The organism is Frigoribacterium sp. CFBP 13605 (assembly GCF_014839405.1).
Taxonomy (GTDB): Bacteria; Actinomycetota; Actinomycetes; order Actinomycetales; family Microbacteriaceae; genus Frigoribacterium.
Genome location: NZ_JACYNS010000004.1, coordinates 31,884 through 58,777, shown reverse-complemented (window position 1 = coordinate 58,777; position 26,894 = coordinate 31,884). Strand labels below are relative to the sequence as shown.

General features: G+C 67.5%; 24 protein-coding genes and 2 pseudogenes. 13 read left to right on the top strand and 13 right to left on the bottom strand.

Going from position 1 to position 26,894, the window contains the following annotated elements:
* Positions 1 to 129 precede the first annotated feature (129 nt).
* From IFT36_RS02610 to IFT36_RS02585, 6 genes are all read right to left on the bottom strand, one after another.
* Positions 130 to 1,092, bottom strand: coding sequence for a D-alanine--D-alanine ligase family protein (locus tag IFT36_RS02610; RefSeq protein ID WP_159828386.1), 963 nt, complete (start codon positions 1,090 to 1,092; stop codon positions 130 to 132).
* Positions 1,093 to 1,168: 76 nt separating this feature from the next.
* On the bottom strand, positions 1,169 to 2,473 hold the full coding sequence (locus IFT36_RS02605; RefSeq protein WP_200412354.1) for an aminotransferase-like domain-containing protein: 1,305 nt from the start codon (positions 2,471 to 2,473) through the stop codon (positions 1,169 to 1,171).
* A 117-nt stretch (positions 2,474 to 2,590) separates the two neighbouring features.
* Positions 2,591 to 2,917 (bottom strand): thioredoxin, encoded by a 327-nt coding sequence (trxA, locus tag IFT36_RS02600; protein WP_043595317.1) that lies wholly within the window; start codon positions 2,915 to 2,917, stop codon positions 2,591 to 2,593.
* A 48-nt stretch (positions 2,918 to 2,965) separates the two neighbouring features.
* Positions 2,966 to 3,958 (bottom strand): thioredoxin-disulfide reductase, encoded by a 993-nt coding sequence (trxB, locus tag IFT36_RS02595; RefSeq protein WP_123571099.1) that lies wholly within the window; start codon positions 3,956 to 3,958, stop codon positions 2,966 to 2,968.
* 169 nt (positions 3,959 to 4,127) lie between these two features.
* Positions 4,128 to 5,792 carry a murein biosynthesis integral membrane protein MurJ gene (gene murJ, locus IFT36_RS02590; protein ID WP_056044245.1) on the bottom strand — a complete coding sequence of 555 codons (1,665 nt, stop codon included), beginning with the start codon at positions 5,790 to 5,792 and terminating at the stop codon, positions 4,128 to 4,130.
* Entirely contained in the window at positions 5,789 to 8,017 is a 2,229-nt protein-coding gene (locus tag IFT36_RS02585) for a DUF6049 family protein (RefSeq protein ID WP_200412353.1), read from the bottom strand. The genes murJ and IFT36_RS02585 overlap by 4 nt, the downstream gene beginning before the upstream one ends.
* 163 nt (positions 8,018 to 8,180) lie before the next feature.
* On the opposite strand from IFT36_RS02585, the gene IFT36_RS02580 reads away from it, so the two are divergent.
* From IFT36_RS02580 to IFT36_RS02520, 13 genes are all read left to right on the top strand, one after another.
* Entirely contained in the window at positions 8,181 to 9,620 is a 1,440-nt protein-coding gene (locus IFT36_RS02580) for a CCA tRNA nucleotidyltransferase (protein WP_200412352.1), read from the top strand.
* A gap of 191 nt (positions 9,621 to 9,811) precedes the next feature.
* On the top strand, positions 9,812 to 10,210 hold the full coding sequence (gene rpsF / locus IFT36_RS02575; protein ID WP_054145729.1) for a 30S ribosomal protein S6: 399 nt from the start codon (positions 9,812 to 9,814) through the stop codon (positions 10,208 to 10,210).
* 4 nt (positions 10,211 to 10,214) lie between these two features.
* A complete protein-coding gene (locus tag IFT36_RS02570; RefSeq protein ID WP_043595325.1) occupies positions 10,215 to 10,790 on the top strand; it encodes a single-stranded DNA-binding protein in 576 nt (191 codons plus the stop codon).
* A 51-nt stretch (positions 10,791 to 10,841) separates the two neighbouring features.
* Positions 10,842 to 11,102 carry a 30S ribosomal protein S18 gene (rpsR, locus tag IFT36_RS02565; RefSeq protein ID WP_043595327.1) on the top strand — a complete coding sequence of 87 codons (261 nt, stop codon included), beginning with the start codon at positions 10,842 to 10,844 and terminating at the stop codon, positions 11,100 to 11,102.
* 14 nt (positions 11,103 to 11,116) lie between these two features.
* Complete coding sequence (gene rplI / locus IFT36_RS02560; protein WP_043595329.1) at positions 11,117 to 11,569, top strand: 50S ribosomal protein L9; 453 nt, start codon at positions 11,117 to 11,119, stop codon at positions 11,567 to 11,569.
* Between the two features lie 511 nt (positions 11,570 to 12,080).
* A complete protein-coding gene (locus tag IFT36_RS02555; protein ID WP_192125165.1) occupies positions 12,081 to 13,145 on the top strand; it encodes a LacI family DNA-binding transcriptional regulator in 1,065 nt (354 codons plus the stop codon).
* A 3-nt stretch (positions 13,146 to 13,148) separates the two neighbouring features.
* A complete protein-coding gene (locus IFT36_RS02550; protein ID WP_123571094.1) occupies positions 13,149 to 14,666 on the top strand; it encodes a sugar ABC transporter ATP-binding protein in 1,518 nt (505 codons plus the stop codon).
* 31 nt (positions 14,667 to 14,697) lie between these two features.
* A complete protein-coding gene (locus tag IFT36_RS02545) occupies positions 14,698 to 15,669 on the top strand; it encodes an ABC transporter permease (RefSeq protein WP_043595333.1) in 972 nt (323 codons plus the stop codon).
* 34 nt (positions 15,670 to 15,703) lie between these two features.
* Positions 15,704 to 16,654, top strand: coding sequence for a substrate-binding domain-containing protein (locus IFT36_RS02540; RefSeq protein WP_043595335.1), 951 nt, complete (start codon positions 15,704 to 15,706; stop codon positions 16,652 to 16,654).
* An 11-nt stretch (positions 16,655 to 16,665) separates the two neighbouring features.
* Complete coding sequence (locus IFT36_RS02535; protein ID WP_374058367.1) at positions 16,666 to 17,745, top strand: ribokinase; 1,080 nt, start codon at positions 16,666 to 16,668, stop codon at positions 17,743 to 17,745.
* On the top strand, positions 17,742 to 18,125 hold the full coding sequence (gene rbsD / locus IFT36_RS02530; protein ID WP_056044255.1) for a D-ribose pyranase: 384 nt from the start codon (positions 17,742 to 17,744) through the stop codon (positions 18,123 to 18,125). The genes IFT36_RS02535 and rbsD overlap by 4 nt, the downstream gene beginning before the upstream one ends.
* 631 nt (positions 18,126 to 18,756) lie before the next feature.
* A complete protein-coding gene (gene dnaB / locus IFT36_RS02525; RefSeq protein ID WP_200412350.1) occupies positions 18,757 to 20,145 on the top strand; it encodes a replicative DNA helicase in 1,389 nt (462 codons plus the stop codon).
* Between the two features lie 253 nt (positions 20,146 to 20,398).
* Positions 20,399 to 20,671 carry a helix-turn-helix domain-containing protein gene (locus IFT36_RS02520; RefSeq protein WP_200412349.1) on the top strand — a complete coding sequence of 91 codons (273 nt, stop codon included), beginning with the start codon at positions 20,399 to 20,401 and terminating at the stop codon, positions 20,669 to 20,671.
* A 36-nt stretch (positions 20,672 to 20,707) separates the two neighbouring features.
* On the opposite strand, the gene IFT36_RS02515 is transcribed toward IFT36_RS02520, so the two are convergent.
* The 7 genes and pseudogenes from IFT36_RS02515 to IFT36_RS02490 all read right to left on the bottom strand — a co-directional run bounded on the left by IFT36_RS02515 (position 20,708) and on the right by IFT36_RS02490 (position 26,744).
* Positions 20,708 to 22,447, bottom strand: coding sequence for an ATP-binding protein (locus IFT36_RS02515; protein WP_200412348.1), 1,740 nt, complete (start codon positions 22,445 to 22,447; stop codon positions 20,708 to 20,710).
* Entirely contained in the window at positions 22,444 to 23,520 is a 1,077-nt protein-coding gene (locus IFT36_RS02510; protein WP_200412347.1) for an SIR2 family protein, read from the bottom strand. The genes IFT36_RS02515 and IFT36_RS02510 overlap by 4 nt, the downstream gene beginning before the upstream one ends.
* A gap of 349 nt (positions 23,521 to 23,869) precedes the next feature.
* Positions 23,870 to 24,301 (bottom strand): GIY-YIG nuclease family protein, encoded by a 432-nt coding sequence (locus IFT36_RS02505; protein WP_200412346.1) that lies wholly within the window; start codon positions 24,299 to 24,301, stop codon positions 23,870 to 23,872.
* 129 nt (positions 24,302 to 24,430) lie between these two features.
* Positions 24,431 to 25,465 carry a hypothetical protein gene (locus tag IFT36_RS02500; protein ID WP_200412345.1) on the bottom strand — a complete coding sequence of 345 codons (1,035 nt, stop codon included), beginning with the start codon at positions 25,463 to 25,465 and terminating at the stop codon, positions 24,431 to 24,433.
* A 499-nt stretch (positions 25,466 to 25,964) separates the two neighbouring features.
* Positions 25,965 to 26,169, bottom strand: a pseudogene (locus IFT36_RS17065) (hypothetical protein).
* Positions 26,166 to 26,432 (bottom strand): annotated as a pseudogene (locus tag IFT36_RS17060) (CarD family transcriptional regulator); the annotation flags it as partial. The pseudogenes IFT36_RS17065 and IFT36_RS17060, both read right to left, overlap by 4 nt.
* Positions 26,433 to 26,462: 30 nt before the next feature.
* Positions 26,463 to 26,744 carry a histone-like nucleoid-structuring protein Lsr2 gene (locus tag IFT36_RS02490; protein ID WP_307785007.1) on the bottom strand — a complete coding sequence of 94 codons (282 nt, stop codon included), beginning with the start codon at positions 26,742 to 26,744 and terminating at the stop codon, positions 26,463 to 26,465.
* Positions 26,745 to 26,894 lie beyond the last annotated feature (150 nt).

Below are 26,894 nucleotides of genomic sequence, written 5' to 3'. Positions count from 1 at the left end.
GAAGGCGCCGAGATCGTCGATGATCCTGGATGCGTCCATTCAGCACCTGTATGCCCAGAAGATCGACCATGGGCTTGCAGTACCCCACCGGCCGCCCGACGTTTCACGTGAAACGTCGAGCACGTGTCGTCAGCGGAGGTGGTCGGTGACGGCCTTCTCAGCCAGAGCGGCGTAGAACATGCCCAGTTCGTAGCCGGCGGACTCCAGGGCCATCGGGACGAGCGACGTCTCGGTCAGTCCGGGCAGGACGTTGACCTCCAGGAACCACGGGGTCCCTGCGGCATCCACGATCAGGTCCACCCTCGACAAGTGGCGCAGCCCGAGGGCCTCGTGGACGGCCACGGCAGCCCGCGCCGCTGACTCCGACGCGACGGCGTCGATCCGTGCGGGCGTGAAGAACGTCGTCTCCCCCGCGTTGTAGCGCGCCTCGAAGCCGTAGAACCCCTGGCGAGGAACGATCTCTACGGCAGGCAGGGCAAGGGGTCCGTCACCGGTGTCGATGACCCCGACGGCGATCTCGGTGCCCGTGATCTTCTGTTCGACGATGACATCGTCGCAGTACGTGTACGCGTCGACCATGGCCCTGGGCAACGCCCCGATGTCGTCGACGACCGTGACGCCCTGGGCCGAGCCACCCCGTGCGGGCTTCACGACGACGGGCACCGGGTGTTCGTCGGCGATCGCCGCCAACACACCGACGGCACCGAGCTCGCGGAAGGCGTCGTGGGACAGCGTGATGCCGCGCGGTGTCGAGACACCGGCGCGACGTGCGAGCTCCTTCGCGGTCGGCTTGTCCCACGCCAGTCGCGCGGCCGCCGCCTTGCTGCCGACGAACGGCACGTCGAGCGCCTCGAGCAGTCCGCGGAGGGCGCCGTCCTCACCACTCGCTCCGTGCAGAGCCGGCCACACGACGTCGGGACGTGACGCGGTGAGGTGTCCGAGCAACGAGGCGTCCGGATCGCGGAGTTCGACCTCGATGCCGTGGGTGACGAGGCTGTCGACCACGCGCCTCCCCGATCGGAGGGAGACGTCACGTTCGTGCGAGATGCCGCCGGCGAGGACGGTGACGGTACGCAGTTCGCTCGATGCCATGGTGGAACCTCTTCTTCGTGTCACGACGCAGGCCCGTCTCGTGGTCCGGACGGGTACGAGACGATGAAAATGCTGGTCAGATGGTGTTCGGCGGCGGCACCACGACGCTCTGCGGGTGCGCGGCGCGGTTCGACAGGCTCGCTGTCGAGAACGTGCGCAGCAGGTCGAGCTCTCCGTTGACGACGTTCGCCAGGCGCGCGACACCGGTGCGGATGGACTCGGATGTCGGGTAGCAGAACGACAGGCGGATGTTCTGACGCCCGTCGCCGTCGGCGAAGAACGCCGTACCGGGGGTGTAGGCCACGAGTTCCTTCACCGCCCGGGGCAGCATGGCCTTCGAGTCGAGTTCGGCCGGGAGTCCGACCCAGACGAAGAAGCCGCCGTCGGGGACGTTCCACGTGAGCGACGGCAGGTACTCCCCCAGCGCGGAGATCATCGCGTCACGCCGTTCGCGGTACAGGCCACGGAAGGTCTCGATCTGCCCACGCCAGTCGGCCTGGTCGAGGTACTCGGTGATGACGAACTGCCCGAAGGAGTTCGGCGAGAGCGTGGCGGACTCGTTGGCGAGGATGAGCTTCTCGCGGATGGCGTGCGGGGCGAGTGCCCAACCCACCCGGAAGCCGGGTGCCAGCGTCTTCGAGAACGACCCGAGGTAGATGACGCCTTCGTCGTCGATCGAGCGCATCGCCTGCGGGGCCGGCTGGTCGAAGTAGAGCAGCCCGTAGGGGTTGTCCTCGAGGACGAGGATGCCGGCCGAGCGGCAGATCTCGAGGATCTCGACGCGTCGGGCCCACGTGAGGGTGACACCGGCCGGGTTGTGGAAGTTCGGGATCGTGTAGAGGAACTTGATGCGACCCCCACGAGCGGTGACGGCCGCGATGGCCTCTCGCAGGGCCTCGGGCACGAGCCCGTGCTCGTCCATCGGGACGTGCACGACGTCGGCCTGGTACGCCTTGAAGACCCCCAGGGCGCCCACGTAGCTCGGCGACTCGGCGAGCACGACGTCGCCCGGGTTCACGAAGAGGCGGGTGACGAGGTCGAGGGCCTGCTGCGAGCCCGTGGTGACGACGACGTCGTCGGCGCTGCCGCGGATGCCCTCCATCGCCATGATCTGCATGATGTGCTCGCGGATGGCCGGGGTGCCCTGGCCGCTGCCGTACTGCATCGCCATCGCTCCCCCGTCGGCCATGACGCGGTCGATCGCCCCCGTGACGAGCTCTCGGGGCAGGGCGGAGACGTAGGGCATGCCGCCGGCCAGCGAGACGACCTCCGGGCGCGAGGCGACGGCGAACAGGGCTCGGACCTCGGAGGCGCTGAGGCCGGCCGTACGGTCGGCGTACGAGTCGTACCACGGGTCGAGGTTGGTGCCCTTGTCGCTCATCGGTGTCCCTGTTCTGTCAGAGGGTGAATCGGTCAAGACTATGCCCGTCCCGACCGGGGACGACGAGAGCCCGCCCAGCGTGTGCTGGGCGGGCTCTCGTCGTGGTGTCGGTGTCGACTACGCGATGAACTCCGCCAGGTCGGCCTCGAGGGCCGGCTTGGGCTTGGCGCCGATGACGGTCTTGACGACCTCGCCACCGCGGTAGACCTTCATGGCCGGGATCGAGGTGATCTGGTACTTCATGGCGGTCTGGGGGTTGTCGTCGACGTTGAGCTTGACGATCTCGATCTTGTCGCCGTGCTCGGCGGCGATCTGGTCGAGGATCGGCGAGACGGCGCGGCACGGGCCGCACCACTCGGCCCAGAAGTCGACGAGGATCGTCTTGTCGGAGTTGAGGACGTCGGCCTCGAAGGACGCGTCGGTCACTGCTTTGGCGCTGCTCATGGTGTTCCTTTCGTCAGGGTGATCTGGGTTGGCTTCAGGAGGCGCGGGTCAGGCGACCACGGACTCGGACGTCTCGACGCCCTCGGCCGACCCGACGGTCTGCTCGGCCAGGAAGGTCTGGTCGAGCGAGGCCAGGTAGTGCTCGACGTCGAGCGCGGCGACGGTGCCCGAGGCCGCGGCGGTGGCCGCCTGCCGGTAGGTGGCGTCGATGACGTCGCCCGCGGCGAAGACGCCGGTCAGGTTGGTCTTCGAGCTGCGCCCCTGGACGGCGATCGTGCCGTCCGAGGTCAGGTCGACCTGGCCGTGGACGAGGTGCACGCGCGGGTCGTTGCCGATGGCGATGAAGAGGCCGTCGAGGTCGAGGTCGGTCGTGCTGCCGTCGACCGTGTCGGTCAGGGTGACGCCGGTGGCCTTCTCGCCACCGAGGATGGCCGTGACCTGCTTGTCGAAGAGGAACTCGATCTTGTCGTTGGCGTGAGCCCGGTCTTGCATGATCTTCGACGCGCGCAGGCTGCTCGAGCGGTGGATCACGTAGACCTTCGAGGCGAAGCGGGTCAGGAACGTCGCTTCCTCCATCGCGGAGTCGCCGCCGCCGACGACGGCGATCGCCTTCTCCTTGAAGAAGAAGCCGTCGCAGGTGGCGCACCAGCTGACGCCGCGTCCGCTCAGGCGCTCTTCGTCGGCGAGGCCGAGCTTCCGGTACGCGCTGCCCGTGGCGAAGATCACCGTGAGGCTCTCCTCGACGGTGCCGTTGCCGAGCGTGACCTTCTTGACGTCACCGGTCAGGTCGACGGCGGTCACGTCGTCGAGCAGCACCTCGGCGCCGAACTTCTCGGCCTGCTCCTGCATCTTGAACATGAGCTCGGGGCCCTGGATGCCGTCGGGGAAGCCGGGGAAGTTCTCGACCTCGGTGGTCTTCATGAGTTCGCCACCGGCCTCGACCGAGCTCGCGACGATGAGGGGGCGCAGACCGGCCCGGGCGGCGTAGATGCCGGCCGTGTAGCCGGCGGGGCCGGAACCGATGATGATGACCTGGCGCATGGGCACCTTCCTGGGGGAGAACTTCACGAGCGGGAAGACGACCCGCGAGCGATGGCTCGTGCGGTCGGATCCCTCGATCGTCTGGTGGAACGCATCCTACCGACGGGGCATTCCCGCCGGCCTGGCAGCGGACGCGGGGCCGCGGGGCTGCGGCGGCCGCCGTGACGGGTCAGCGACGCAGGAGGCGCGAGACGGCGGGTGCGAGACGAGCGGTCACCGGCGTGGTCAGCACCCGCAGCTCGGGGATGCGGGCGAACCAGAGCAGGGCGCCGTAGACCAGCCCCATGACGGCCCCGGCCACGACGACCGTCAGCACGCCCGGCACGCGACCGGACTGCGCGAACCCGTCGGCGGCGAAACCACCCAGGACGGTCACGACGACGAGGCCCACGGCACCGGCGACGAGCGAGAAGACGAAGAACTGGACGTAGCGGCGCAGCACCCAGCGGCCGTCGATGCCGCCCAGCCGCTTCTTGACGACGACGAGCGCGACCACGGCCTGGCTCGAGCCCGCGATCGAGGTGGTGATGGCGATCGCCATCGCGATGCGCTCGGGCGGCACCACGGCGGCCGAGATCGCGACGCCCGCGACGAAGATGCCCGACTGGACGAGCTGCAGGAAGAACGGCGTGCGCTGGTCGTGCATCGAGTAGAACACCCGCTGCACGATGAACAGGACGCTGAACAGGACGAGGCCGGGCATGTAGCCGAGGATGACCTCGGCGGTGCGGGTCGACCCGGCGAAGTCGACCTCGAAGAACCGCGCGAACGGGTAGGCCACGACGCACATGGCGACGGCGGCGAACACCATGAACATGCCGATGGCGCGGAGGGACTGCGACATGTCGGTGCGGACGGCCCGCAGGTCGCCACGCGAGGCGTGGCCGCTCATGCGCGTGAAGTAGGCGGTGCCGATCGACACGGCGATGATGCCGTGCGGCAGCATGAAGAGCAGCCAGGCGTTCGCGAGGACCGCGTTCGACGCCCCCACCTCGCTGCCCAGGGTGGCGACGCGGCTCTGCACCAGCCCGGCCAGCTGGGTGACGAGGACCATGCCGAACAGCCAGCCAGCGGCCTTGCCGGTGGCTCCGAGGCCGACGCCGCGCCAGCGGAAGTCGGGGCGGAAGGTCAGACCCGCGCGGCGCCAGAAGAGCAACAGGAACGCCGCCTGGGCCAGGACGCCGAGGGTGGCCGTGGCCGCGATGACGAAGATCCGGTCGCCGGTCCAGACGTCGACCGCGGAGTTCTCGACGGCACCGCCGAACATCACGATGAAGACGACCAGGCCGGCGATGGCCACGACGTTGTTGAGCACGGGAGCCCAGGTGAAGGGCCCGAACACCTGCCGGGCGTTGAGCACCTCGCTCAGCAACGAGTACATGGCGTAGAAGAAGATCTGGGGCAGGCACCAGTACGCGAAGGCCGTCGCGAGGGCGAGTTGGTCCGAGGTGAACCCCGCCCCGCCGTCCGAGCTCTGCTGCGCGTACAGGCGGACGAGCACGGGGGCGAGCAGCGTGCCGGCCAGGCCGACGGCCGCGAAGACGATCGTGCCGAGGGTCACGATCTTGTTGATGAACCGCTGGCCCCCGTCGTCGGACGTCGCCGCCCGCACGATCTGGGGCACGAGGACGGCGCTGAGGAGGCCGCCCGCGATCAGCGCGTAGATGTTGTTCGGGAGCTGGTTCGCGAGGGCGAACGAGTCCGCCGCCCGGCTCGCCGACTGCCCGATCGCCGCGGCCAGCACGGCCGCCTTCACGAAGCCGAGGACGCGCGAGACCATCGTCCCGGACGCGAGGAGGATGCTGGCGCGACCGAGACCGCCCTGGTTGCTCACATGGACTCCTGGACGGGCGGCGAGACGGCCGCATCGGGTGACGGGCCGTCGCCGGAGGACCAGGCCTCGTCGCGCGCCCTGCGGCGCTTGCGGAAGGTGCGGTACAGGCCGCCGAGGAAGAGTGCGGCGAAGGCGACGCCGAAGATCCAGGTGATGGCGGTCTCCCACCCGGCCTGGACCGAGAGCGGGACGTCGACCGGGGTCGCGATCGCCACGCCCGAGAGGCTGACCAGCTGCAGCTGCACGGACACCGTGCCGTTGGCGACGGACTGCACGGGAACGCTGACCCGGGTCTGGGACTGCGGTTGGATCGTCACCTCGATGGGGCTGCGCTCGATCGAGAGGATGGAGTTCGACGGCGTCAGGTTCAGCATGACCGTCGCGACGGAGTCGGTCCGGTTCTCGAGGTAGAGGGGCAGGGCCGAGCGGTCTCCGAGGATGGCGATCGGCGAGCCCTGGACCACCGCCACGAGATCCGACGTCGCCGTCGCGTCGGCCACGGCCGAGGCGACCTCGGCGGGGAACCCGTCGACGTTGTCGCGCCAGGCGTGCGACGCCAGGGCCATCGTCCGCAGCCGGGCCGTCTCGGTGACGAACTGCGGTTCGGCGAGGGCCGTCGAGAAGTCGACGACCTTCTGGTCGGCGGAGACGAGTTCGCTCAACTGGTCGAGTCGGGCGTCGCTCTCGGGGCTGTCGACGACGGTCGCCGTCGAGGGGGTGCTCGCCAACGCGTCGGTCAGGGTCGCGCCGCTGACCCAGGGCAGGCCGTCGACGGCCTGGAGGGTGCGGGTGAGGAACTGGCCGGTCGACGGCCACTCCCGCTCGAGCGTCGTCAGGAGGGTGCGGGCGTCGCTCGGTCGCTCGTAGGCGACGGTGGCGACGGTGGCGGACAGCCGGGCCATCGTGGACTGCCACTCGGCGAGGGAGGTCGCCTCGGCCGCCTGGGTGACCAGCGTCGACAAGGGGTCGTCCGAGACGACGGCCGGGACGCCACCGACCGTGACCGCGGCGTTCTCGGTCGAGTCGCCGTCGACGTCCACGTTGCCGCTGGAGACGATGGTCGACGTGTACGGCCCGGCGGCGAACGTCGTGAGGTCGGCGGACACGACGGACGACTCCCGCGGCCAGACGACGTCGCGCTGCGTCCACGGGAAGTCGAGCAGTTGAGCGGTGGTCGGCAGCACCACGCCGTCGCCGGGCGTGGGCTCGGCGGTCGGCTCGGCGGTGGACCCGTCGCTCGGCAGGGCCGAGGGGTCGGACCCGGCGACGCCCGTGCCCGAGCCGTCGTCCGTGCCCTGGCTCGGGGCCTCGGTGGGCGTGTCGGTCGCTGCCGGCATGCCCTCGAACCGGGCGGGGTCGACCAGGGTGTCGAGCGAGGTCACGGCCGGGACGGACGTGGCGCCGGCCTGACGCAGTCCCGCGACGTCGGCGTCGGCGTAGGCCAGGGGGAACATGTCGTTCGGCAGGGCCTGCAGTTCGGCGAGCCAGTCGACGGCGGACTGCGGGGCCTCGGTGCCGAGCAGGCGGATCGACGCGACGATCATCGGGTCGACGCCGAGGGTCGCGCCCGTGCCCGACACGGCGTCGAGCTCGCGTCGCAGCACCCCGCCGTCAGAGGTGTAGGCGGCGAGGGCGGAGGCGTCGAGGACGCCGGTCTCGCTCTCGGGCGTCGTGATCGGCACGGCGACCGCGACGCGGGTCGGCTGGAAGCTGTCGGCGGGGTACCAGACCACGCTGCTGCGGGTCTGCGCCACCTGGCTACCCGAGGCGTCGAGCACGCGGGCCCCGAGCGCGCGTGCCCCGAAGGCGCGGCCGGTCAGGGAGAGGCGGTCGGCGGGCACCACGACGGTGTCGAGCGCCACGGACGACCCGGCGGAGACCGCCGGCACGTCGACCTGGACGAGCTGGCGACCCAGGTAGTCGTCACCCGAGACGTCGTCGGGATCGAGCCACGAGGCGAGCTTGGACCGCGTGGTAAACGGTTCGCGGTCGAGGTAGATCCGGGCCTTCGTCGCCGCGAGGTCGCTGTCGCCGTCGTTCGTCACGGTGACCCCGAGGGTGAGGTCGTCGTCGGGTCGCAGCACGCCGTCGGAGGCCGGCTCGACGGTCATCGTGACGCCGTCGCCCGCGGGGGCGGACGCCGCTCGTGCCGCCGTGGCCGGCAGTCCCGCCGACACGACGAACACCGCCAACAGGGCGGCGATCACGGCGAAGAAGAGTCTCATAGGCGTCAGGTGTCGACGGCGACAGGGGCCGTTCGAGCATGCCGAGTCTAGGCAACGCCGACCAAGAAGCAGCGGCGAAGCGCCTGCGAGGGGGACGACGGGGTCGCGAGGCGCCGTCGGGGACTCAGCCCGCGCCTCCTCGGCTGTGGCAAGCTGTTTCGTCATGGACAGCGTCGCACGGGCCCTGCAGCGACTGGACGATCTGGCCGCCACCCCCCGCATCGAGAAGCTCGCCGCCGCGTTCGCCGCGGCCGGTCACGAGCTCGCCCTCGTCGGCGGTCCGGTGCGCGACGCCTTCATCGGCCGCCCGGTCAACGACCTCGACTTCACGACCGACGCCGACCCCGACGAGATCCTGGCGATCGTCGTCCCCCTCGCCGAGGCGCACTGGGACGTCGGCCGCGCGTTCGGCACGATCGCCGCCCGCGTCGACGGCGAGACCGTCGAGATCACCACGTACCGCAGCGACGTCTACGACGGCGAGACCCGCAAGCCCGTCGTCGAGTTCGGCGACACGCTCGAGGGCGACCTGGTCCGTCGCGACTTCACGGTGAATTCGATGGCGTTGCGTCTGCCCCAGCGCGTGCTCGTCGACCCGTCCGGCGGTGTCGACGACCTGCTGGAGGCGCGGCTCGCCACCCCGGGCACCGCGGTCGACTCGTTCCGCGACGACCCCCTGCGCATGATGCGGGCCGCCCGGTTCACGGCGCAGCTCGGCTTCACGGTGTCGGACGAGGTGCGCGAGGCGATGACCGCCCGGGCCGAGACCCTCTCGATCGTCTCGGTCGAGCGGGTCGCCGACGAGCTGTCGAAGCTGCTCAAGACCGAAACCCCCCGAGACGGTGTCCGGCTGTTGGTCGACACCGGGCTCGCCGACCATGTCATGCCCGAGCTCGCGGCCATGCGCCTCGAGGTCGACGAGCACCACCACCACAAGGACGTGTACGAGCACAGCCTCACCGTGCTCGACCAGGCCATCGGCTACGAACGCGAGCGGCACCCGGGCGAGGCACCCGACCTCACGCTGCGCCTGGCGGCCCTGCTGCACGACTGCGGCAAGCCCGCCACGCGGCGCCTCGAGCCGGGCGGCGTCGTCACCTTCCACCACCACGACGTCGTCGGCGCCAAGCTCGCCAAGAAGCGGTTGAAGACGCTGCGCTTCGACAACGACACCATCGGCGCCGTGTCCCGGCTGATCGAGCTGCACCTCCGCTTCTTCGGCTACACCGAGGGCGCCTGGACCGACTCGGCCGTGCGCCGGTACGTCCGCGACGCCGGTGACCAGCTCGAGCGGTTGCACATGCTCACCCGCGCCGACGTGACCACGCGCAACCGCCGCAAGGCCGACCGGCTCGGCTTCGCCTACGACGACCTCGAGGCGCGGATCGCCGAGCTGCGGGAGCGTGAAGAGATCGACTCGCTGCGGCCCGACCTCGACGGCGACGACATCCAACGCGTGCTCGGCATCGGCCCGAGCCGCGAGGTCGGCGAGGCCTACCGCTTCCTCCTCGAGCTGCGGACCGAAGAGGGGCCGCTGGGGGCCGAGGTCGCCACCGAGCGCCTGCTGGCCTGGTGGAACGCACGCGAGAGCGCTGGGGCGTAACCAGCCATTCGGGTGTCGACCCGCGCCTCCTCGGCTCTCGGGGGCCGGCGACCGCCGCCCCGGCATTGATTCAGGAGGCGCGCTCGGCTACGCTGGGAAGGTTGCGTCTGCCTCACGGCGGCGCCACGTCATGAACACCCTCCTGTCACAGACCGTCTGTGACCGTTAAGTCCGAAGGAGGTGGGTTAGTCATGCACCAGTACGAACTGATGGTCATCCTGGACCCCGAGATCGATGAGCGCACCGTCGCCCCGAGCTTGGACAAGTTCCTCAACGTCATCCGCAACGATGGCGGAACGATCGACAACGTGGACATCTGGGGACGTCGTCGCCTGGCCTACGAGATCAACAAGAAGACCGAGGGCATCTACGCCGTCGTCAACCTGACCTCGAACTCGGCCGCCACGGTCGAGCTCGACCGCCAGCTGGGTCTCTCCGAGGCCGTGCTGCGCACCAAGGTCCTGCGTGCCGAAGAGGCGATCGCCATGGTCGCCGCCGCCAAGAAGGTCAGCGACGAGAAGGCCGCCCGCAAGGCCGCCAACGCCGCTGCCGCCCCGGCTGCTCCCGCCGCCGAGAAGGCTGCCGAGTAGTCCGATGGCTGGCGAGACCGTCATCACAGTGGTGGGGAACCTCACCAGTGACCCCGAGCTGCGGTACACGCAGAACGGGCTCGCGGTCGCGAACTTCACCATCGCGTCGACCCCCCGCACGTTCGACCGCGCGTCGAACGAGTGGAAGGACGGCGAGGCGCTCTTCCTCCGTGCCAGCGTGTGGCGCGAGTTCGGCGAGCACGTGGCCAGCAGCCTCACCAAGGGCAGCCGGGTCATCGCTCAGGGCCGACTCAAGCAGCGCTCGTACGAGACCAAAGAGGGCGAGAAGCGTACCAGCATGGAGCTCGAGATCGACGAGATCGGCCCCTCGCTGCGTTACGCGACCGCTCAGGTGACGCGCGCCGCGTCCTCCCGCGACGGCGCTGCCGGTGGCGGCTCCTTCGGGGGCGGCAACGGCGGTGGCAACCGTGGTGGCCAGCCGGCTCAGGTCGGCGGCGGTCAGGCGCAAGAGCCGTGGGGTCAGCCCGCCGGCGGCCAGCAGGGTGGCAACACCTCTGGCGGCGACGTGTGGAACACCCCCGGTGGCAACGGCACCTACAACGACGAGACGCCCTTCTAGGCCTCGCCGTTCCCCTTTTAGTACTTCTTCATTCATCGAAAGTAGAAACCAATGGCTGGAAAGAGCAGCGGCGACCGCCGCAAGCCCCTCCGCGGTAAGGGCGGCAAGAACGCCGCGCCCGCGAAGTCGATCCGCGTCGGTGTCATCGACTACAAAGACGTCGCGACCCTGCGCAAGTTCATCTCGGAGCGTGGAAAGATCCGCGCCCGCCGCATCACCGGCGTCTCCGTCCAGGAGCAGCGCCTCATCGCCCGTGCCGTGAAGAACGCCCGTGAGATGGCGCTCCTCCCCTACGCCGGCTCCGGCCGCTGATCGGAAGGACCACCATGTCGAAGGTAATCCTGACCCACGAGGTCTCCGGCCTCGGTTCCGCCGGTGACGTCGTCGACGTCAAGAACGGCTACGCCCGCAACTACCTGGTGCCCCAGGGCTTCGCCGTCGCGTGGAGCCGCGGTGGCGAGAAGCAGGTCGCTCAGATCCGCACGGCCCGCGAGACCCGCGAGCTCAAGACGATCGAAGAGGCCCACGACCTCAAGCAGCGCCTCGAGGCCCAGAAGATCCGTCTCACGGTGAAGACCGGTGCCGACGGCCGTCTGTTCGGCTCGGTCCGCCCGGCCGACGTCGCCGACGCGGTCACCGCCCAGGGCGTCGCGACGATCGACAAGCGCAAGGTCGAGATCCCCACGACCATCAAGGTGACGGGTGAGCACGAAGCCACCCTCCGCCTGCGCGAGGACGTCATCGCGACGATCACGCTGACGGTCGTCTCGGCCAAGTAGCACCCCGGCGCCTCGGCGCCTGCTGTACGCGAGAGCGGCGGTCCCCCTTGGGGGGCCGCCGCTCTTCTGCGTGCTCGGGGGTGCGGGCTTCGGCCGGGGGGGCGCCATGAACCCCGTTTCCGACGATGAACCCCGGTGCACCGTGGTTCATCGTCGGAAACGGGGTTCATGGGCTCGCCGGGAGGGGGTGGGCCGGGCCGGACGAGCGGGGGCGAGGAGGCGCGGGGCGACTGGGACGCGAGGGGACGAGGAGGCGCGGGGCGGCTGGGTCGGGCACCGCGCCTCCTCGGGGGGGGCTGTGTCGCGATGCACCCGGTTTCGAACGATGCACCCGGTTGCAACCGGGTGTTCGGTTCGAAACCAGGTGCAGCGGCAGGCATCACAGGTCGGCGTGGGCTCGCGTTGACAGGAGGGTGCGGCTCGTCTACTGTCGTGGAATCGGTTCCATGGAATCGATTCCACGCCGGGCGCACACCCTGCGACCCACACCACTACGACGAGGTAGAGCCCGATGAACACCGTGACGATCAGGGACGTGGCGCAGCGCGCCGGCGTCTCGGCGGCGACGGCCTCGCGCGTGCTGTCGGGCAACCCGGCCACCTCCGCCGAGTCCCGGGCCCAGGTCGAACGGGCCGTGCGCGAGCTCGACTTCCGGCCGAACGCCCAGGCCCGTGCGCTGCGCTCGACCCGCTCCGACACGGTCGGCCTGCTCGTGTCCGACGTCCGCAACCCGTTCTTCGCCGACCTCGCCCACACCATCGAGCAGTCGCTGCTCGAGCTCGGCTACGTCACCCTCCTCGGCAACGCCAACGAGAACCGCGAGCAGCAGGACCGCTACCTCGACACCCTCATCTCGCGCCGCGTCGACGGCGTCATCGTCGCCCCGCAGGGCACCGACTCCGCCAGCATCGACTCGCTGCTCGCCCGTGAGGTGCCGACGGTGTTCGTCGACCGCACGATCCCCGGCGTCGACGTGCCGAGCGTGACGACCGACAGCGTCCCCGGCATCCGGGCCGCCGTGCAGCACCTCGTCGACCTCGGTCACGAGCGCGTCGGGTACGTCGCGGGCCCGCAGAGCGTCTCCACCGGGCGCGAGCGACTCGAGGCCTGGACCGCAGCGGCCGCCGAACTCGGCCTCAGCACCGACCCCGACCTGGTCTACGTCGGCGACTTCCAGTCCGCCAGTGGCTCGGCCGCCGTGCACGCCCTGTTCGAGCTCGACGAGCCGCCGACCGCCCTGCTCGCGGCCGACAGCCTCATGGCCGTCGGCGCCATCGCCATGCTCAACCGGCTCGGCATGCGCATGGGCACCGACGTCTCGGTCGTCGCGTTCGACGACATCGAGTGGTTCTCGCTGCTCGACCCGGCCCTCACCGTCATCGCGCACAGCGTCGAGGAGATGGGCCGCATCGCCGTCCACCTGCTGCACGAGGTCATCGACGGGCGCACGCCCGACTCGGTCGTGCTGCCCAGCGAACTGATCGTCCGCGAGTCGACGACCCGCGCCTCCTCGTCCCCGACGGACCCCACAGACCCGACCGACCCCACCCCACCCCGACCCCTCGGCAGGAACTGACCCATGCCCCATTCGATCGACGACGATCGCCCCCTGCTCACGCTCGAGAACGTCAGCAAGTCGTTCGGCCCCGTGCGGGTCATCGACGACGTCACCGTGCACGTCCGGCCCGGCCGGGTGCAGGTGCTGCTCGGTGAGAACGGCGCCGGCAAGTCCACCCTGATCAAGATGATGTCGGGCGTGTACCAGCCCGACGCCGGCCGCGTGCTGGTCGACGGCGAGGCCGTCCACCTGCCGAACACGCACGCCGCCGAGAAGCTCGGCATCGCGACGATCCACCAAGAGCTCAACCTCGTCGCGTCGCTCAGCGTCGCCGAGAACGTGATGATGGGGCGGTTCCCGACGAGGTTCGGCCTGGTCGACCGCAAGGAGCTCAAGAAGCGCGCCCGTGCGGCCCTCGACCTGATCGGGCTCGACGTCGACGTCGACCAGAAGGTCGGCGAGCTCGGCATCGCCCGTCAGCAGCTGGTCGAGATCGCGAAGGCGCTGAGCATCGACGCGCGCATCCTGATCCTCGACGAGCCGACCGCGGCGCTGACCCGGCACGAGACCGAGATCCTCTTCCGCGTCGTCGAGCAGCTGCGCGCCCGCGGCGTCGGCATGCTCTTCATCAGCCACCACCTCGACGAGATCGCCGAGATCGGCGACACCGTGGCCGTGCTGCGCGACGGCGCGTTCGTCGCCGAGGTGCCCGCGTCGACCGGCGAGGACGAACTCGTCCGCCTGATGGTCGGCCGCGACATCGAGCACCAGTACCCGCGCACGCCGGGCAGCGAGGGCGACTCCCCCGTCGTGCTCGAGGTGCGGGGACTGACCGGGTCGGTCTTCCGCGACGTCTCGTTCGACGTGCGGGCAGGCGAGGTGCTCGGCATCGCCGGGCTCGTCGGCGCCGGTCGCACCGAGGTCGTCCGCGCGATCGCCGGGGTCGACAAGTACGACTCGGGCAGCGTGACCGTGCGCGGCAAGCGATTGAAGAAGGGCGACGTCGCCGGGGCCATCGCCGCGGGCGTCGGCCACGTTCCCGAGGACAGGAAGGCGCAGGGGCTCGTGCTGGGCGCCTCCGTCAACGACAACCTCGGCTACGCGACGCTCGCCAGCAGCGCGAAGGGCGGCCTGGTCGACTTCGCCGGTCAGCGTGCGAAGGCCGACGAGGTCGCCTCGACCCTGCGGATCCGCATGCGCGACATCGATCAAGAGATCGGCTCGCTGTCGGGCGGCAACCAGCAGAAGGCCGTGTTCGGTCGCTGGATCATCGCCGGCTCGACGGTGCTGCTGCTCGACGAGCCGACCCGCGGCGTCGACGTCGGCGCGAAGGTCGAGATCTACGAGCTGGTGAACCGCATCACCGACGCAGGAGGCGCGGTCGTGATGGTCAGCAGCGAACTGCCCGAGGTGATGGGCATGAGCGATCGCATCCTCGTGATGCGCGACGGAGTCGTCGCCGGCGAGGTCGCCGCGGCCGACGCCACCCAGGACACGCTGATGACGCTCGCGGCACGCGACGTCCCCCCGACGAACTGACCCGAGAAGCACGGACCCGAGGACGACACCCATGACCACCACCACCGTGAAGGCGCAGCGACGCTCCTTCGACATCAAGACCTTCCTGGCCGCCAACGGAGCCCTCGTCGGGCTCGTCGTGCTGTGCCTGGCCCTCTTCATCGCGACGCCGGACTTCCTGACCGGGCGCAACCTGCTGAACATCGGCATCCAGGTGTCGACCGTCGCCGTGCTGGCGTTCGGCATGACCTTCGTCATCGTCGCGGGCGGCATCGACCTCTCGGTCGGCTCGGTCGCCGCGCTGTCGGCGATGGTCTCGGGCTGGTTCTTCGCCACGGCGGGGCTACCCGGCGGCCTGGCGCTCGCCCTCGGGCTCGGCACCGGCCTCGTGGCCGGCCTGGTCAACGGGTTCGCCAGCGCGTACGGCAAGCTGCCGTCGTTCATCGCGACGCTCGCCATGCTCAGCGTGGCGCGAGGCCTGACCCTCGTCGTGTCGGACGGTCGCCCGATCGCGACTCCCCCGGCCGTGTCGTTCCTCGGGGGCAACATCGGCCCGGTGCCCGTGCCGATCATCGTGCTCGTGTTGGCCGCGATCGTCGCGTCGTTCATCCTCAACCGCACCGTCATCGGCCGCTCGATGTACGCCGTCGGCGGCAACGCCGAGGCCGCGCGCCTCTCGGGCCTGCCGGTCAAGCGCATCGTCGTCACCGTCTTCGGCCTGGCCGGGCTGTTCGCGGCCCTCGCCGGACTGCTGCTCGCCGGACGCCTCGACTCGGCCCAGCCGCAGGCGGCCTCGGGCTACGAGCTCGACGCCATCGCCGCGGTCGTCATCGGCGGCGCGAGCCTGGCCGGCGGCGTCGGCCGCATCTCGGGCACCATCATCGGCGCCCTCGTGCTCGTCGTCATCCGCAACGGCCTCAACCTGCTGAACGTCACGTCGTTCTGGCAGCAGGTCGTCATCGGCCTCGTCATCGCCCTCGCCGTGGGCGTCGACGTGCTGCGGCGCAAGACGCGCAGCAGCTGAATCCCTCCACCCAACCCAACCCGAAGGACACACGATGAAGTTGACCTCGTTCCGCAAGGCCGCCACCGTCACGGCGATCGCCGCCCTGGTCGCGACCGGCACCGCCGGCTGCAACCGCACCCCCGCCGGAGAGGCGGACCGTCCCACGGTGGTCCTGTCGCTCAGCACCCTGAACAACCCGTTCTTCGTCGAGCTGCGCGACGGCGCCACCGCCGAGGCGAAGAAGCAGAACGTCGACCTCGAGATCGTCGACGCCCAGAACGACTCGGCCACCCAGGCCAACCAGCTGGCGACCGCGGCCTCGACCGCCGACGCCGTCATCCTGAACGCCGTCGACAGCGACGCCGCAGGCCCCGCCGCCAAGGCGCTCAACGAGGCCGACGTGCCCATCGTCGCCGTCGACCGCGCGGTCAACGGTGCCGACGTCGCCTCGTTCGTCGCGAGCGACAACGTCGCCGGTGGCGAGCAGGCCGCCAAGGCTCTCGCCGAGGCGATCGGCGAGAAGGGCGAGGTCATCGTGCTCCAGGGCGTCGCGGGGACCTCGGCCAGCCGCGACCGCGGTGAGGGCTTCACCAAGGGCATCTCGGCCTACCCCGACATCACCGTCGTCGCGCAGCAGACCGCGAACTTCGACCGCGCCACCGCGCTCGACGTGACCACCAACCTGCTGCAGGCGCACCCGAACGCCGTGGGCGTCTTCGCCGAGAACGACGAGATGGGCCTCGGAGCGATCCAGGCGCTCGGCTCGCGCGCCGGCACCGACGTCCAGGTGGCAGCGTTCGACGGCACCGAGGACGGCCTCAAGGCCATCGAGGCCGGTACGCTCTCGAGCACGATCGCGCAGCAGCCCGCCGAGCTCGGCGCCCTCGCGGTCGACCAGGCCGTCAAGGCCGTCAACGGTGGCAGCGGCGACGAGGGCCCCTCGGACCAGGCCGTCGAGGTCATCACCGTCACGAAGGAGAACGTGGGTGACTTCACCGAATGAGTGGTCCTGATGTGAGCGGTCCAGGCGTCGTCGGCACTGCGGGAGGCGCGGGTGCGGTCGGCGCGGACGGTCCGGTTCCGGCCGGTTCGGCCGGCACGGTCGTCGTGGTCGGGTCGATCAACGTCGACCAGGTCGTGACCGTCGACCGTCTGCCCCTGCCCGGTGAGACGCTGATCGGCTCGTCGATGACCCTCTCCCCCGGTGGCAAGGGCGCGAACCAGGCCGTCGCCGCCGCACGGCGCGGCGCCCGCACCGTGATGATCGGTGCGGTCGGCGACGACGGACGGGCCGACGACGCCCTGCCCCACCTCCGCTCGAGCGGTGTCGACGTCAGCGGCGTCGACACCGTCCCCGGGCCCACCGGCCTGGCGATCGTCAGCGTCGGAGGCGACAGCGAGAACACGATCGTCGTCGTCCCCGGGGCGAACGGTGCCGTCTCGGCGTCGTTCGTCGGCGGGCACGCGGGCGCGCTGGCCGAGGCCGCGGTGGTCGTCCTCCAGGGAGAGATCCCCGTGGACGGCATCGCCGCCGCCGTGCAGCACGCCGGAGGACGCGTGGTGTTCAACCTCGCCCCTGTGATCGACGTGCCGGCGGACGTGGTGAAGGTCGCGGATCCGTTGGTCGTCAACGAGCACGAGGGTCGGCTCCTGCTGGCCGCGTGGGCTGGTTCTGGTTCTGGTTCTGGTTCTGGTTCTGCCTCGGCGTCGGACGAGGAGGCGCGGGTCGACGACGAGTCGGTCGTCGCCTCCCTGCGCGCCCAGGGAGTCACCTCGGTCGTCATGACCCGCGGTGCCGCCGGCGCGATCGTCTCCGACGCGTCGGGCACCGTGCTGGTGGCCTCGCCTCGCGTCGCGGCCGTCGACTCCTCCGGCGCCGGGGACGCCTTCGTCGGCGCCCTCGCCGCCGGACTGGCCGCTGGTGCGTCGTTGCTCGAGGCCGCTCGGGACGCCGTGCGCGTCGGGGCGTTCTCGGTGACGGGCGTCGGCACGCAGGCGTCGTACCCGACGCTGGATGACGAGCTGCCTGCGGCGGCTGCCGCCCCGACGGAGGGGTCGGCGCATGCCGACTCAGCGGACGGAGTGACCTCGTGAAGCGCGGTGGCCTGCTCAACGCCCAGCTGAACCACGCGGTGAGCGGACTCGGCCACGGCGACCTCGTGGTCGTCGCCGACTGCGGACTCCCCCTGCCTGCCGGAGTCCCCGTGGTCGACCTCGCCGTCGTCCACGGCCTGCCGGCCTTCGCCGACGTGCTGGACGCCCTCACCGCCGACGTGGTGTTCGAGGCCTGCACGGCCGCGGACGAGAGCCACGACTCCCCCGCGGGTGCGCAGATCACGTCCCGCTTCGACGACGTCGCCTACGTCTCGCACGACGAGCTCAAGCGGCTGTCGGGTGGGGCGCGCCTCCTCGTCCGGACGGGCGAGGCGACCCCGTACGCCAACGTCGTGCTGCGCTGCGGCGTCCCCTTCTGAGGCACCTGCTCCCCCTCGAACCCCGTTTCCGAAGACGAACCCCGATTCCGGGTGGTTCTTCTTCGGAAACGGGGTTCTTCGGCTTGCGGGCCTACCCGCGCGTGGTGCGACCTCCCGGCCGCCCTCTCACCGGCCGTGATCGAGCCCAGGAGGCGCGGTGCCGGTCCCCGATACCGTCCTGACCAGGCTCTTCGCAGGCCCCCCTTCGGGGGTTACGGGAAGCTGAACGCAGGCTGCGTCGCTATCGGTCGAATGGGCCTAAAGTCAAATCCCTTGTGCACAGGCAGAAGTCAAATCGGATGTCTCAACCCCCGGTTTAGACAATTTTCTCCACACGACTGTGGAATCGAGAAAGCCCTGGTCAAAAGCAAGTAATCGAACTGAAGTATCTCGTTGTCCACAGCGTGATCCACAGTTCTCCCCAGGGTTGTCCGGCGTTGCTCACCTGTTCTCCCCAGAGTTATCCACAGGTGCATTTGCTGTGGAGAACTCGGTGTCCATAAGGTGTACCCGCGCTCGTCAGGGGTGGGTCACGGCGGTTCGGCAGGGGGATGTCGGGGGTCTGTCGTAGAACTGCCCCAAGCGTCTTCGGTGCTGCCCCGCACCCACCCGATTTCTCGCTGGAGGACCCATGTCGATCGCCCATCTCGGTCTCGCTCCCGATTCGTCGAACGCCCGCGATCGCGACCGTGGTGGCCCCGTCAACATGGACCGCGTCCCGCCGCACGACCTGCTCGCCGAGCAGAGCGCGCTCGGCGGCATGCTGCTCAGCAAGGACGCCGTGGCCGACGTCATCGAGACGGTCCGCGGCATGGACTTCTACGTGCCCAAGCACGAGGTCATCTACGACGCGATCCTGGGGCTGTACTCGCACGGCGAGCCCACCGACGTCATCACGGTCAGCGACGAGCTGATGAAGTCCGCCGACCTGTCGCGTGCCGGGGGAGCGGAGTACCTCCACACCCTCACCGGCGTCGTGCCCACTGCGGCGAACGCGGGGTACTACGCGTCGATCGTCGCCGAGAAGGCGGTGCTGCGCCGTCTGGTCGAGGCCGGCACGCGCATCGTGCAGATGGGGTACGCGAGCGAGGGCGAGGTCGTCGACCTGGTCAACAACGCGCAGGCCGAGGTCTACAACGTGGCCGGTGGCGTCCAGACCGAGGACTACGTGCCGCTGAACGAGGCGGTGACGGTCGCGATCGACGAGATCGAGGCGGCCAAGGGTCGCGACGGTCAGATGACGGGCGTGCCGACGGGGTTCGCGCAGCTCGACGCGCTGACGAACGGATTCCACCCGGGTCAGCTGATCATCGTGGCGGCGCGACCGGCGCTGGGTAAGTCGACGTTGGCGCTCGACCTGGCGCGGGCGGCGTCGATCAAGCACGGGCAGGCGTCGGTGTTCTTCTCACTCGAGATGGGGCGCAGCGAGATCGCGATGCGTCTCATGTCGGCCGAGTCGAGCGTGCCGCTGCAGAACATGCGCAAAGGAACGGTCGACGCGCGGGACTGGACGAACATCGCACAGGTGCGCGGCCGGATCAACGACGCGCCGCTCTTCATCGACGACTCGCCCAACATGACGCTGGTCGAGATCCGGGCGAAGTGCCGTCGCCTGAAGCAGCAGCACAACCTCAAGCTCGTGGTGATCGACTACCTGCAGCTGATGACGTCGGGCAAGCGGGTCGAGAGCCGTCAGCAAGAGGTGTCGGAGTTCTCGCGTGCCCTGAAGTTGATGGCGAAAGAGCTGCAGGTGCCGGTGATCGCGCTGTCGCAGCTGAACCGTGGTCCCGAGCAGCGTGCCGACAAGAAGCCCGCGATCAGCGACCTGCGAGAGTCCGGTTCGCTCGAGCAGGACGCCGACATGGTCATCCTGCTGCACCGCGAGTCCGCCTACGAGAAAGACAACCCCCGTCAGGGCGAGGCCGACTTCATCGTCGCCAAGCACCGCAACGGCCCCACCGACACCATCACCGTGGCGTTCCACGGCATGTTCTCGCGGTTCGTGGACATGCCCAGCTAGGTTCTGTGTCGTCTGCGAACTAGTTTGCCGAACTGCTTCCTAGATCGTCGCTTCTGACGAAACGCGACGACCTGATCTGTAGTCAAGTGGGCAGAATGTTCAATCTGCTGTGTCCAATCAACGGCCGTTCATCGGGACACTCTGTGCGACCGACATCGCGGACGAGCTGCGGAGAAGAGGTTCGCACTAAACCTCGGGGGAGCGGACTACGACCCCACCGACCGTCGGCCGGCTCCTGTTCAATGTCCTCGCCATGGTCGCCCAGTTTGAGGCTGATCTCATCCGCATCCGCATCCGCACCCGCACCGGCACCCGCGAGGGCATGGCGATCGCCAAGGCCGCAGGCAAGCTCCGCGGCCGCAAACCGAAGCCCACCCCGTCACACGAGAAGCACGTCGTGCAGCTGCACCGCACCGGCGCCCACACCACAAGCGAAGTCGCGGAGTTCTTCGGCGTCGCCCGTTCGCCGGTCTACCGGGCGATCCAGCAAGCGGCCCACGAGTCATTGAGAGGGGACGCAGTGTGAGCCGCGGGCCAAGGCAGCCTTACCCCCTACGCATAGTCAAGAAGGCCGCGACTGGCGCCGCAGAGCCTCGACCGCGGAGACAATGTGCTCGTCCTCTGCCGGCAGTTCATTCCAATCTGTCCAGAAGTTTCTTGTTGCGCTCGTCGGTTTGACCTTTGGTTGGTCGAGTCGGATGCGAGTCGGGAGTACGAGTGCGTCTCCGAGGAGAAGGGCCTCGCCGACGTCGAGCAGTGGCAACGCGGCTGTTATGCCGTCCATGCTGTCAGGCATAAGGCGCCGAATAACTGCCTGGTCTTGATCATTAGTAAGTCGTAGGACGATGAAATTGTTGCACTGGGAAAGGACAGTACGGCTGACGTCTGCTGGCCTTTGGCTGACGACCAGCAGAGACACCCCATACTTTCTGCCTTCCTTTGCGATCCGCTCAAAGGAGTCCAACGCACGCTGCTCGGCGACGTCGGCCACGTTCGATGGCAGATAGAGATGCGCTTCGTCGCAAACGATAGTAACCGGCGTCCGATGTTCCTCGGTGCCCCAGAAGTGGATTTCGTACAAGAGCCGCGCGAGGACGCCGACAACGATAGGGAGGACGTCACTTGGAACTTCGCTGAAGTCAATTACCTTAATTCCCCGCTTTGTTCCAAGCAAGTCCTTTGCGAGCAAATGCAACCACTCGTAGTCGGAGGCTTCGGCGGGTGGTCCAAACATGAAACCGAATCGGCGGTCTTCTACGCGTGCCTTCAGCCGTGTTACGAAACGAGTCAGTTTTCCATTAAATGGTCCTTTTACGCTCTTCGGTTTGGCCCCATCGACCATTTCCTCGTCGTCCTCCTCAAGGCGACGGATCAATTCGTCCAGTGGGAATGGAATCGGACTGTCAACCGTGAATCGCTCGGCAACCTCGGTACGCCCGGACTCAATGAGGGATTCCTGCTTGAGCTCGCGTACATGATGCATCAGTCGAGAGGCTTGATTTGGGGCATTCGCCTCTGACCGATCCAGAAGAAGCGCTTGCATTTCATCTTGATTAAGGATCCACCAGGGTAGATAAAGCGCCCCTTCTTTGCCGTCATTATGGCTTGGCCCTGCGATCTTGAAGCCTCGGGCGATGGGTTCTGAGCCTTCGGTAAGGGGTGTGTACTCGCCGTGCATATCGAGGACGATCAGATTGGGATGCGTAAGGGCACTAGCTCGCTCGAGAATTAGAGCTACAGACCAGCTCTTTCCTGAGCCAGTGCTACCCAGCAGTGCTGCATGGCGTTGAAAAAGCCTGTCGCCATCGGCGACGGCTCTCGCTGTGGGGTCCGCGACGAAGGAGCCAAGTTCAAGACGTTTCTCGGTATCAAGGCCTTGACTTAGTAACCCCATTAGAGCCTGCAGGTTCTGACCGTCGATGACCCAGCAGAACGATTCCACCAGAGGATAGCTGTCTGCGCCTCGTTTGAATGTGTTTCGCTTTGTTCCATCCACCGTGCGGTAGGTGCCGAGGAGGACGACTCGCAGCAAGTCTCGTTGACGAGACTCCAGAGGTACGAAACCGTCATCACCGTCGAGTGCGCTTTCGTCGTCGTCGTGCAAGTCGCGAGTCACGCGATCGAGGATTCCCACCAGAAACTCTGAGGCTGTTACCCCTTGGAAAGCGACGAGGCTTCCTACGCCAATCCTCGTCAGCCGGTCATGGTCCAACGCCTCCGCCCAGACACTGCTGGTGTCAACTCGATAGGTGCGGCCAAGGGCGCCAGCAGTGTCAAAGTTGAGGGTCCATTCAGGGCTCATATGGCAAACACTTCCTTTGTGAGTACGTTGAAATCCCAAAGTGGCTTATCAAGTTTTAGTTGCTGGTTTCCACACCAAATGATGCAACCGCCGGTCTGACTGTCTTCCTCGATGCCAATCGTCGAAGAGTCTTGCCGCAAGTACTCGCGAGCATTAGACGTCAGTCCTTTGCTGATGACTGCAGATGGTGTCCGCCCAGGCTCCTTGGAAAAGTAAGTCTCAAGGTGACTGTCGTTGAACCCGTATCCGACGAATAAAATGCCGGAGGCAGCCTCAATGGCACGATTTGCTCGCTCTCGCTGGACGTCAAAAGGCCGGTCGTAGCCAAGGCGGAATTTGTCTCCGCCGGGAGCAATTATTCGGCGATTCCCCTCGACAATGATATCCGATCGGTACAGAATTTCCCCGCTCAGGTACCAGTTGAGGCTCCCGTGTGGTTTTGACAGGCTGACATGCGGTCTGCGCCTAGCCTGCGGTTTTCGTCTTTTGTCGCCAGCTGGTGTGTGTATCTGCCAAAGCTCGTCCTGGCTTCTCTGCGCGTCCAAGCGGCCCACAGTGTGGCCAAAGAACATAGTGTCGATGGTTACAAGGGCGCGAGCAGCATGCACTTCGATCAGCCGGTCGTAGTTAGTGGTGACAACATCAAATTGGTCGGTGATTCGAAGCATGTGCGCGAGAAATAGCCCGAACTGGGACGGCTGCTCTGCGTGCAAGATCTGAGACAGGGCTTCCCTCTCAGATTCTGCAATGTAATTCCCTACGAGCTGAGCGATTTGCTCACCAAGGCGCTTTGAGGTCAGTCCAGCTTCGAGAGCCGTCTCGAGGCCGTCTCCTTCACGAAGACGATCAGCGATGGCGTCCCATTCGTCAGCCTGGTCCTTCCGGGGGAAATCACCATGTTCTTCCGGCAGTTTCTCGAGGACGTGGTTCGCAAGTTGCGCCATTCCCGGAAGTCCATACGCAGAGGAGGCCCCTGAACCCACTATAAGAACGAGCCCTTTCTTAAGCAGGCCTTGCAATGCGGCATAGACCCCCTCCTCGGTCAGTGCGTCATCTTCTTCGTTTACCCCCATGTTGGAGATGCTAGAGGGTTTAAGTGAGATTGACTCCTTGCTTGGGTGCAAGTGACGTCCTCGAGCTGTTGGGTCATCTCGCGTCCGAGCCACCGTCTCGGTGTCTAATCCACACGCGGACCGACCTCATTCCTACCGACCTCGGGTCTTGAGTTCCGGCTTCTCGTCGCGGCCCCTTCGAGTGGTTGCGGGCAGGTCTGTGCAACTCGGTGAGCGACTTTGCGTTTGTTCGGCAGACCTCACCTGCCACTGATCCGCAGCTGGGGCATGCGTGGGATAGGTCTTGCGTCGCGAGTAGGTGTCGCTCCATCCCCAAATAAAACTCGTCATCGGGGATGCTTCCGGCGTCCTAAATTGCCTGCTCGACCTCGTCGCGGTCCTTGAGGAGTGCTTGGTAAAAGCGATCCGGATCGGCCGCGGCGCGCAAAATCGCCGGGGCGGTGTTCCACAAAGCGAGCTGGATCGCGTTGAACGGCCGCGGTCCGCCGAAATCACCGTTTAGAAGTTGGGCACCATCTCTACGGACCCGAGCGATGTGGAGCATCTCGAGGTAGTGCAGCTCGAGCTGGTTCGTGGCCGTAGCTAGCACGGTCTTCTGGAGTCCTGCGGGCCCCCTCTCCTCGAGGACCGGGCGAATAAGGTCGCCACTGCCCAAATACCCTTGAAGACAATTGCGGTCCAGCCGCGTGCCCTGACCGATGTAGGACCAACCCTCTTCGAGGGCATCTGTACGGAACACATAGCCCATAGCACCTGCCGGAATCTTGATCTTCTGATCCACGCTTTTTCCCGTCTCTGGTTCGCGTCAAGTGGTCGCCTGGCCTGCTGGCTCGTGGTTTCGCCAGCGTGTGACGACTTGTACCGACACAGGATTGGCTATCGAGACGTTGAGGCAGAGCGGTGAACGAGTTCAGCGGGGGCGCTGCTCGACCGCCAGCCATTCGTTTAGGATGCGCGCCGTCGTCACGCAGAGGGTCTCGAGCTCGTCGAGACGGTGCGGCGTCGACTTCACGCCGAGTGCCCAGCCGGCCCCGTCGGTGTAGCCCTTAACGAGCCAACGCTCGTCGTCGAGGTGTTGTTGCGCAACCACCATTTTGTTGTCCCGTGGCGCGTTCGGCGCCTTATTACGGGCATCCGTGGAACGGCGCGGCGCGGGGTGGGTGCTAACGGTTAGCTCCACGAGGCGGTCGTCCGTTAGCACCGTCCGCCGAAGGGTCGCGAGATGCCTTGCCCAGACTGGCGCTGTGGCTCCGCCGTCGTCGGGGAAATCCCCGTGCTCCGTGGCGGTCCGGATTTCGATCCCGACGCTGTATTCGAGACGCAGGTCGTCGGCATCGGCAGGCATGCCCCGTCCGGAGACCTGGATCTGACCACGAATGTTCCGTCCGGATGGCAGATCCGGCGAGTGGAACTCGATCGACGGGTTCCCATTGCCGTTCCGTCGCACGTAGACCTGCCATCCAGGATCATCGAGGTGACGCCCGAGGTCGACGTCCGTCAACATCCGTTCGACACGTCGCTTCGTCAGCGGCATGGCGTCGATGTCGGCTTGTGTGATGCGCGAGTCCCGGAATGAGCCTAGGACGTCCGCCCACGCCAGGACATGCAGGTCAGGGAACTCCGGGGCATCGGTTACCTCCGGGAGCACCACAACTAGATGGCCCCCGCCGTGTTCCTCGAGCGCCCGCAGCTCCTTGTCGACCTGCTCTGCGGTCAGCTCGTGGTCAAATTTGGACTCGAGCCCCACGATCGCCAAACGGTTTCCGACGGCAAACGTCAGGAGGAGGTCGATGTCCCCGAGGCCTTCGCATCTCACCGACACGAATTCGCCGAGGCCACCGTGGCGCAGGTCGAGCGTCTCCTCCAGGAGCGCGGTGAATGGCACCGAATCGTGCCGGATTTCTGCTGCAAGCGCCCGGTTCGCCATCGTTTCGGTCGTGTACACGACGCTCATCGTCGTTCCCCCTCGTCATCGCCGGAAGCGGCGTCCCCCGCCGCGGTGCCACAACCTTGTGGCGACGACAGTCAAGCAGATCAATAGGTTTACGCGGAGCTTGTGGTCATCCGTAGGCCGGATGCGCGATGCGGGCCCAACCCGGGCCTCCGGGCCGATGGGCGGTCGCGGCCCGGCGTGACGTGACGTGACGTGCCGTGCCGTGCGGTCATTCCGCCCCGAGTCCCGGCCGCCTCGCGGCCCCGGCGAAGAGCCGGGCCCGCGCGACATAGTCGTCTGCGACAGCCGTTGCACCGAATAAGCCGACGCGCGACCAGGCGCGCGGTCCAGCAGGGACTTGCCATGACGACAACTGCCCCGAGCCAAATTCGACTACGGCGGAAAGTGTGGTGGCCAACGTGGCCTGCCTCGAGTCCGACGGCCAAGATTTCTATGTTCTTGTTCGCCCTGTCCCAGTTCATGGGCCAGCCGCCTATAGAGGGGACTGCTCCTAAAGAGTCGACGTTCTCAGGGCCTCGAGGAGTTTGGTATCGGCTTCGTCGGTCGTGGTGTTCTGGGCAAGGGCGAGTTCTGAGACAAGAATCTGCCGGGCTCGAGAAAGCATGCTCTTTTCGCCTGCGGATGCCTTTGTCTTGTTCTCGTCGCCAGACATTGCGGACCACTTCGGCGACCTTGTAGACGTCTCCGATGATCATTTTGGATTGGTTGTCTTGAACCGGCGCGACCAGTTGCTGGCTTCTTCGACTTCGCCAGCTTGAAGGAGAGAGTAGACCTTCTCGACGCCGGCTTGGTCGATGACGTCGCGGACTCCGAGGTCTGCGGCCATATCGATCGCCGCCTTGATGATGAGGTCACTGCTGTGAACCCGGAGGGTCATGTACTTCGTCGCGGTGCCCTTGATGTTCCGGGTCGTTAGGCCCGTGATTGCGACGGCACCGTGGTGGGGATAGACCAGCGTCGTCCCTACCGCGTAGTTCGCAAGCGCCTCTTACTGCGCGGCGTTGTACGCGTCGCGCACCGATGCGGAGATCCGGCCACGGCTCGAAACGGTGTGCCCGTTCTTTCCGGCCCAGTCGCGGATCTCCTGCAGCTCGGCCGGGTCTGACTTCGCAGCAGGCGTGAGGGCCGCGCTCTTTCGCCCGCCGACCTTGCGACCAGCAGCTACGTGTGGCGCCAAGGCCTCGGTCAGCTCGTCGACGTGGGCGTCGCTGAGGTCGATCTCAAACGAGACCCCTTCCAGGGCGAACGTGACAGTCCTACCGGAATAAATGTGGGCTCGCAGTGTGCCCTAGCCGCATGGTCGGACCTGTACGGGCCCACTCTCGGGGCGGCCACGCCGGCGTTTCTCGTATAGCCCTTATGGCGGCCCTGACGTAGAGGCTCATGCCATTGCGCTGCCGGCTCGACGGTCAAAGCTACA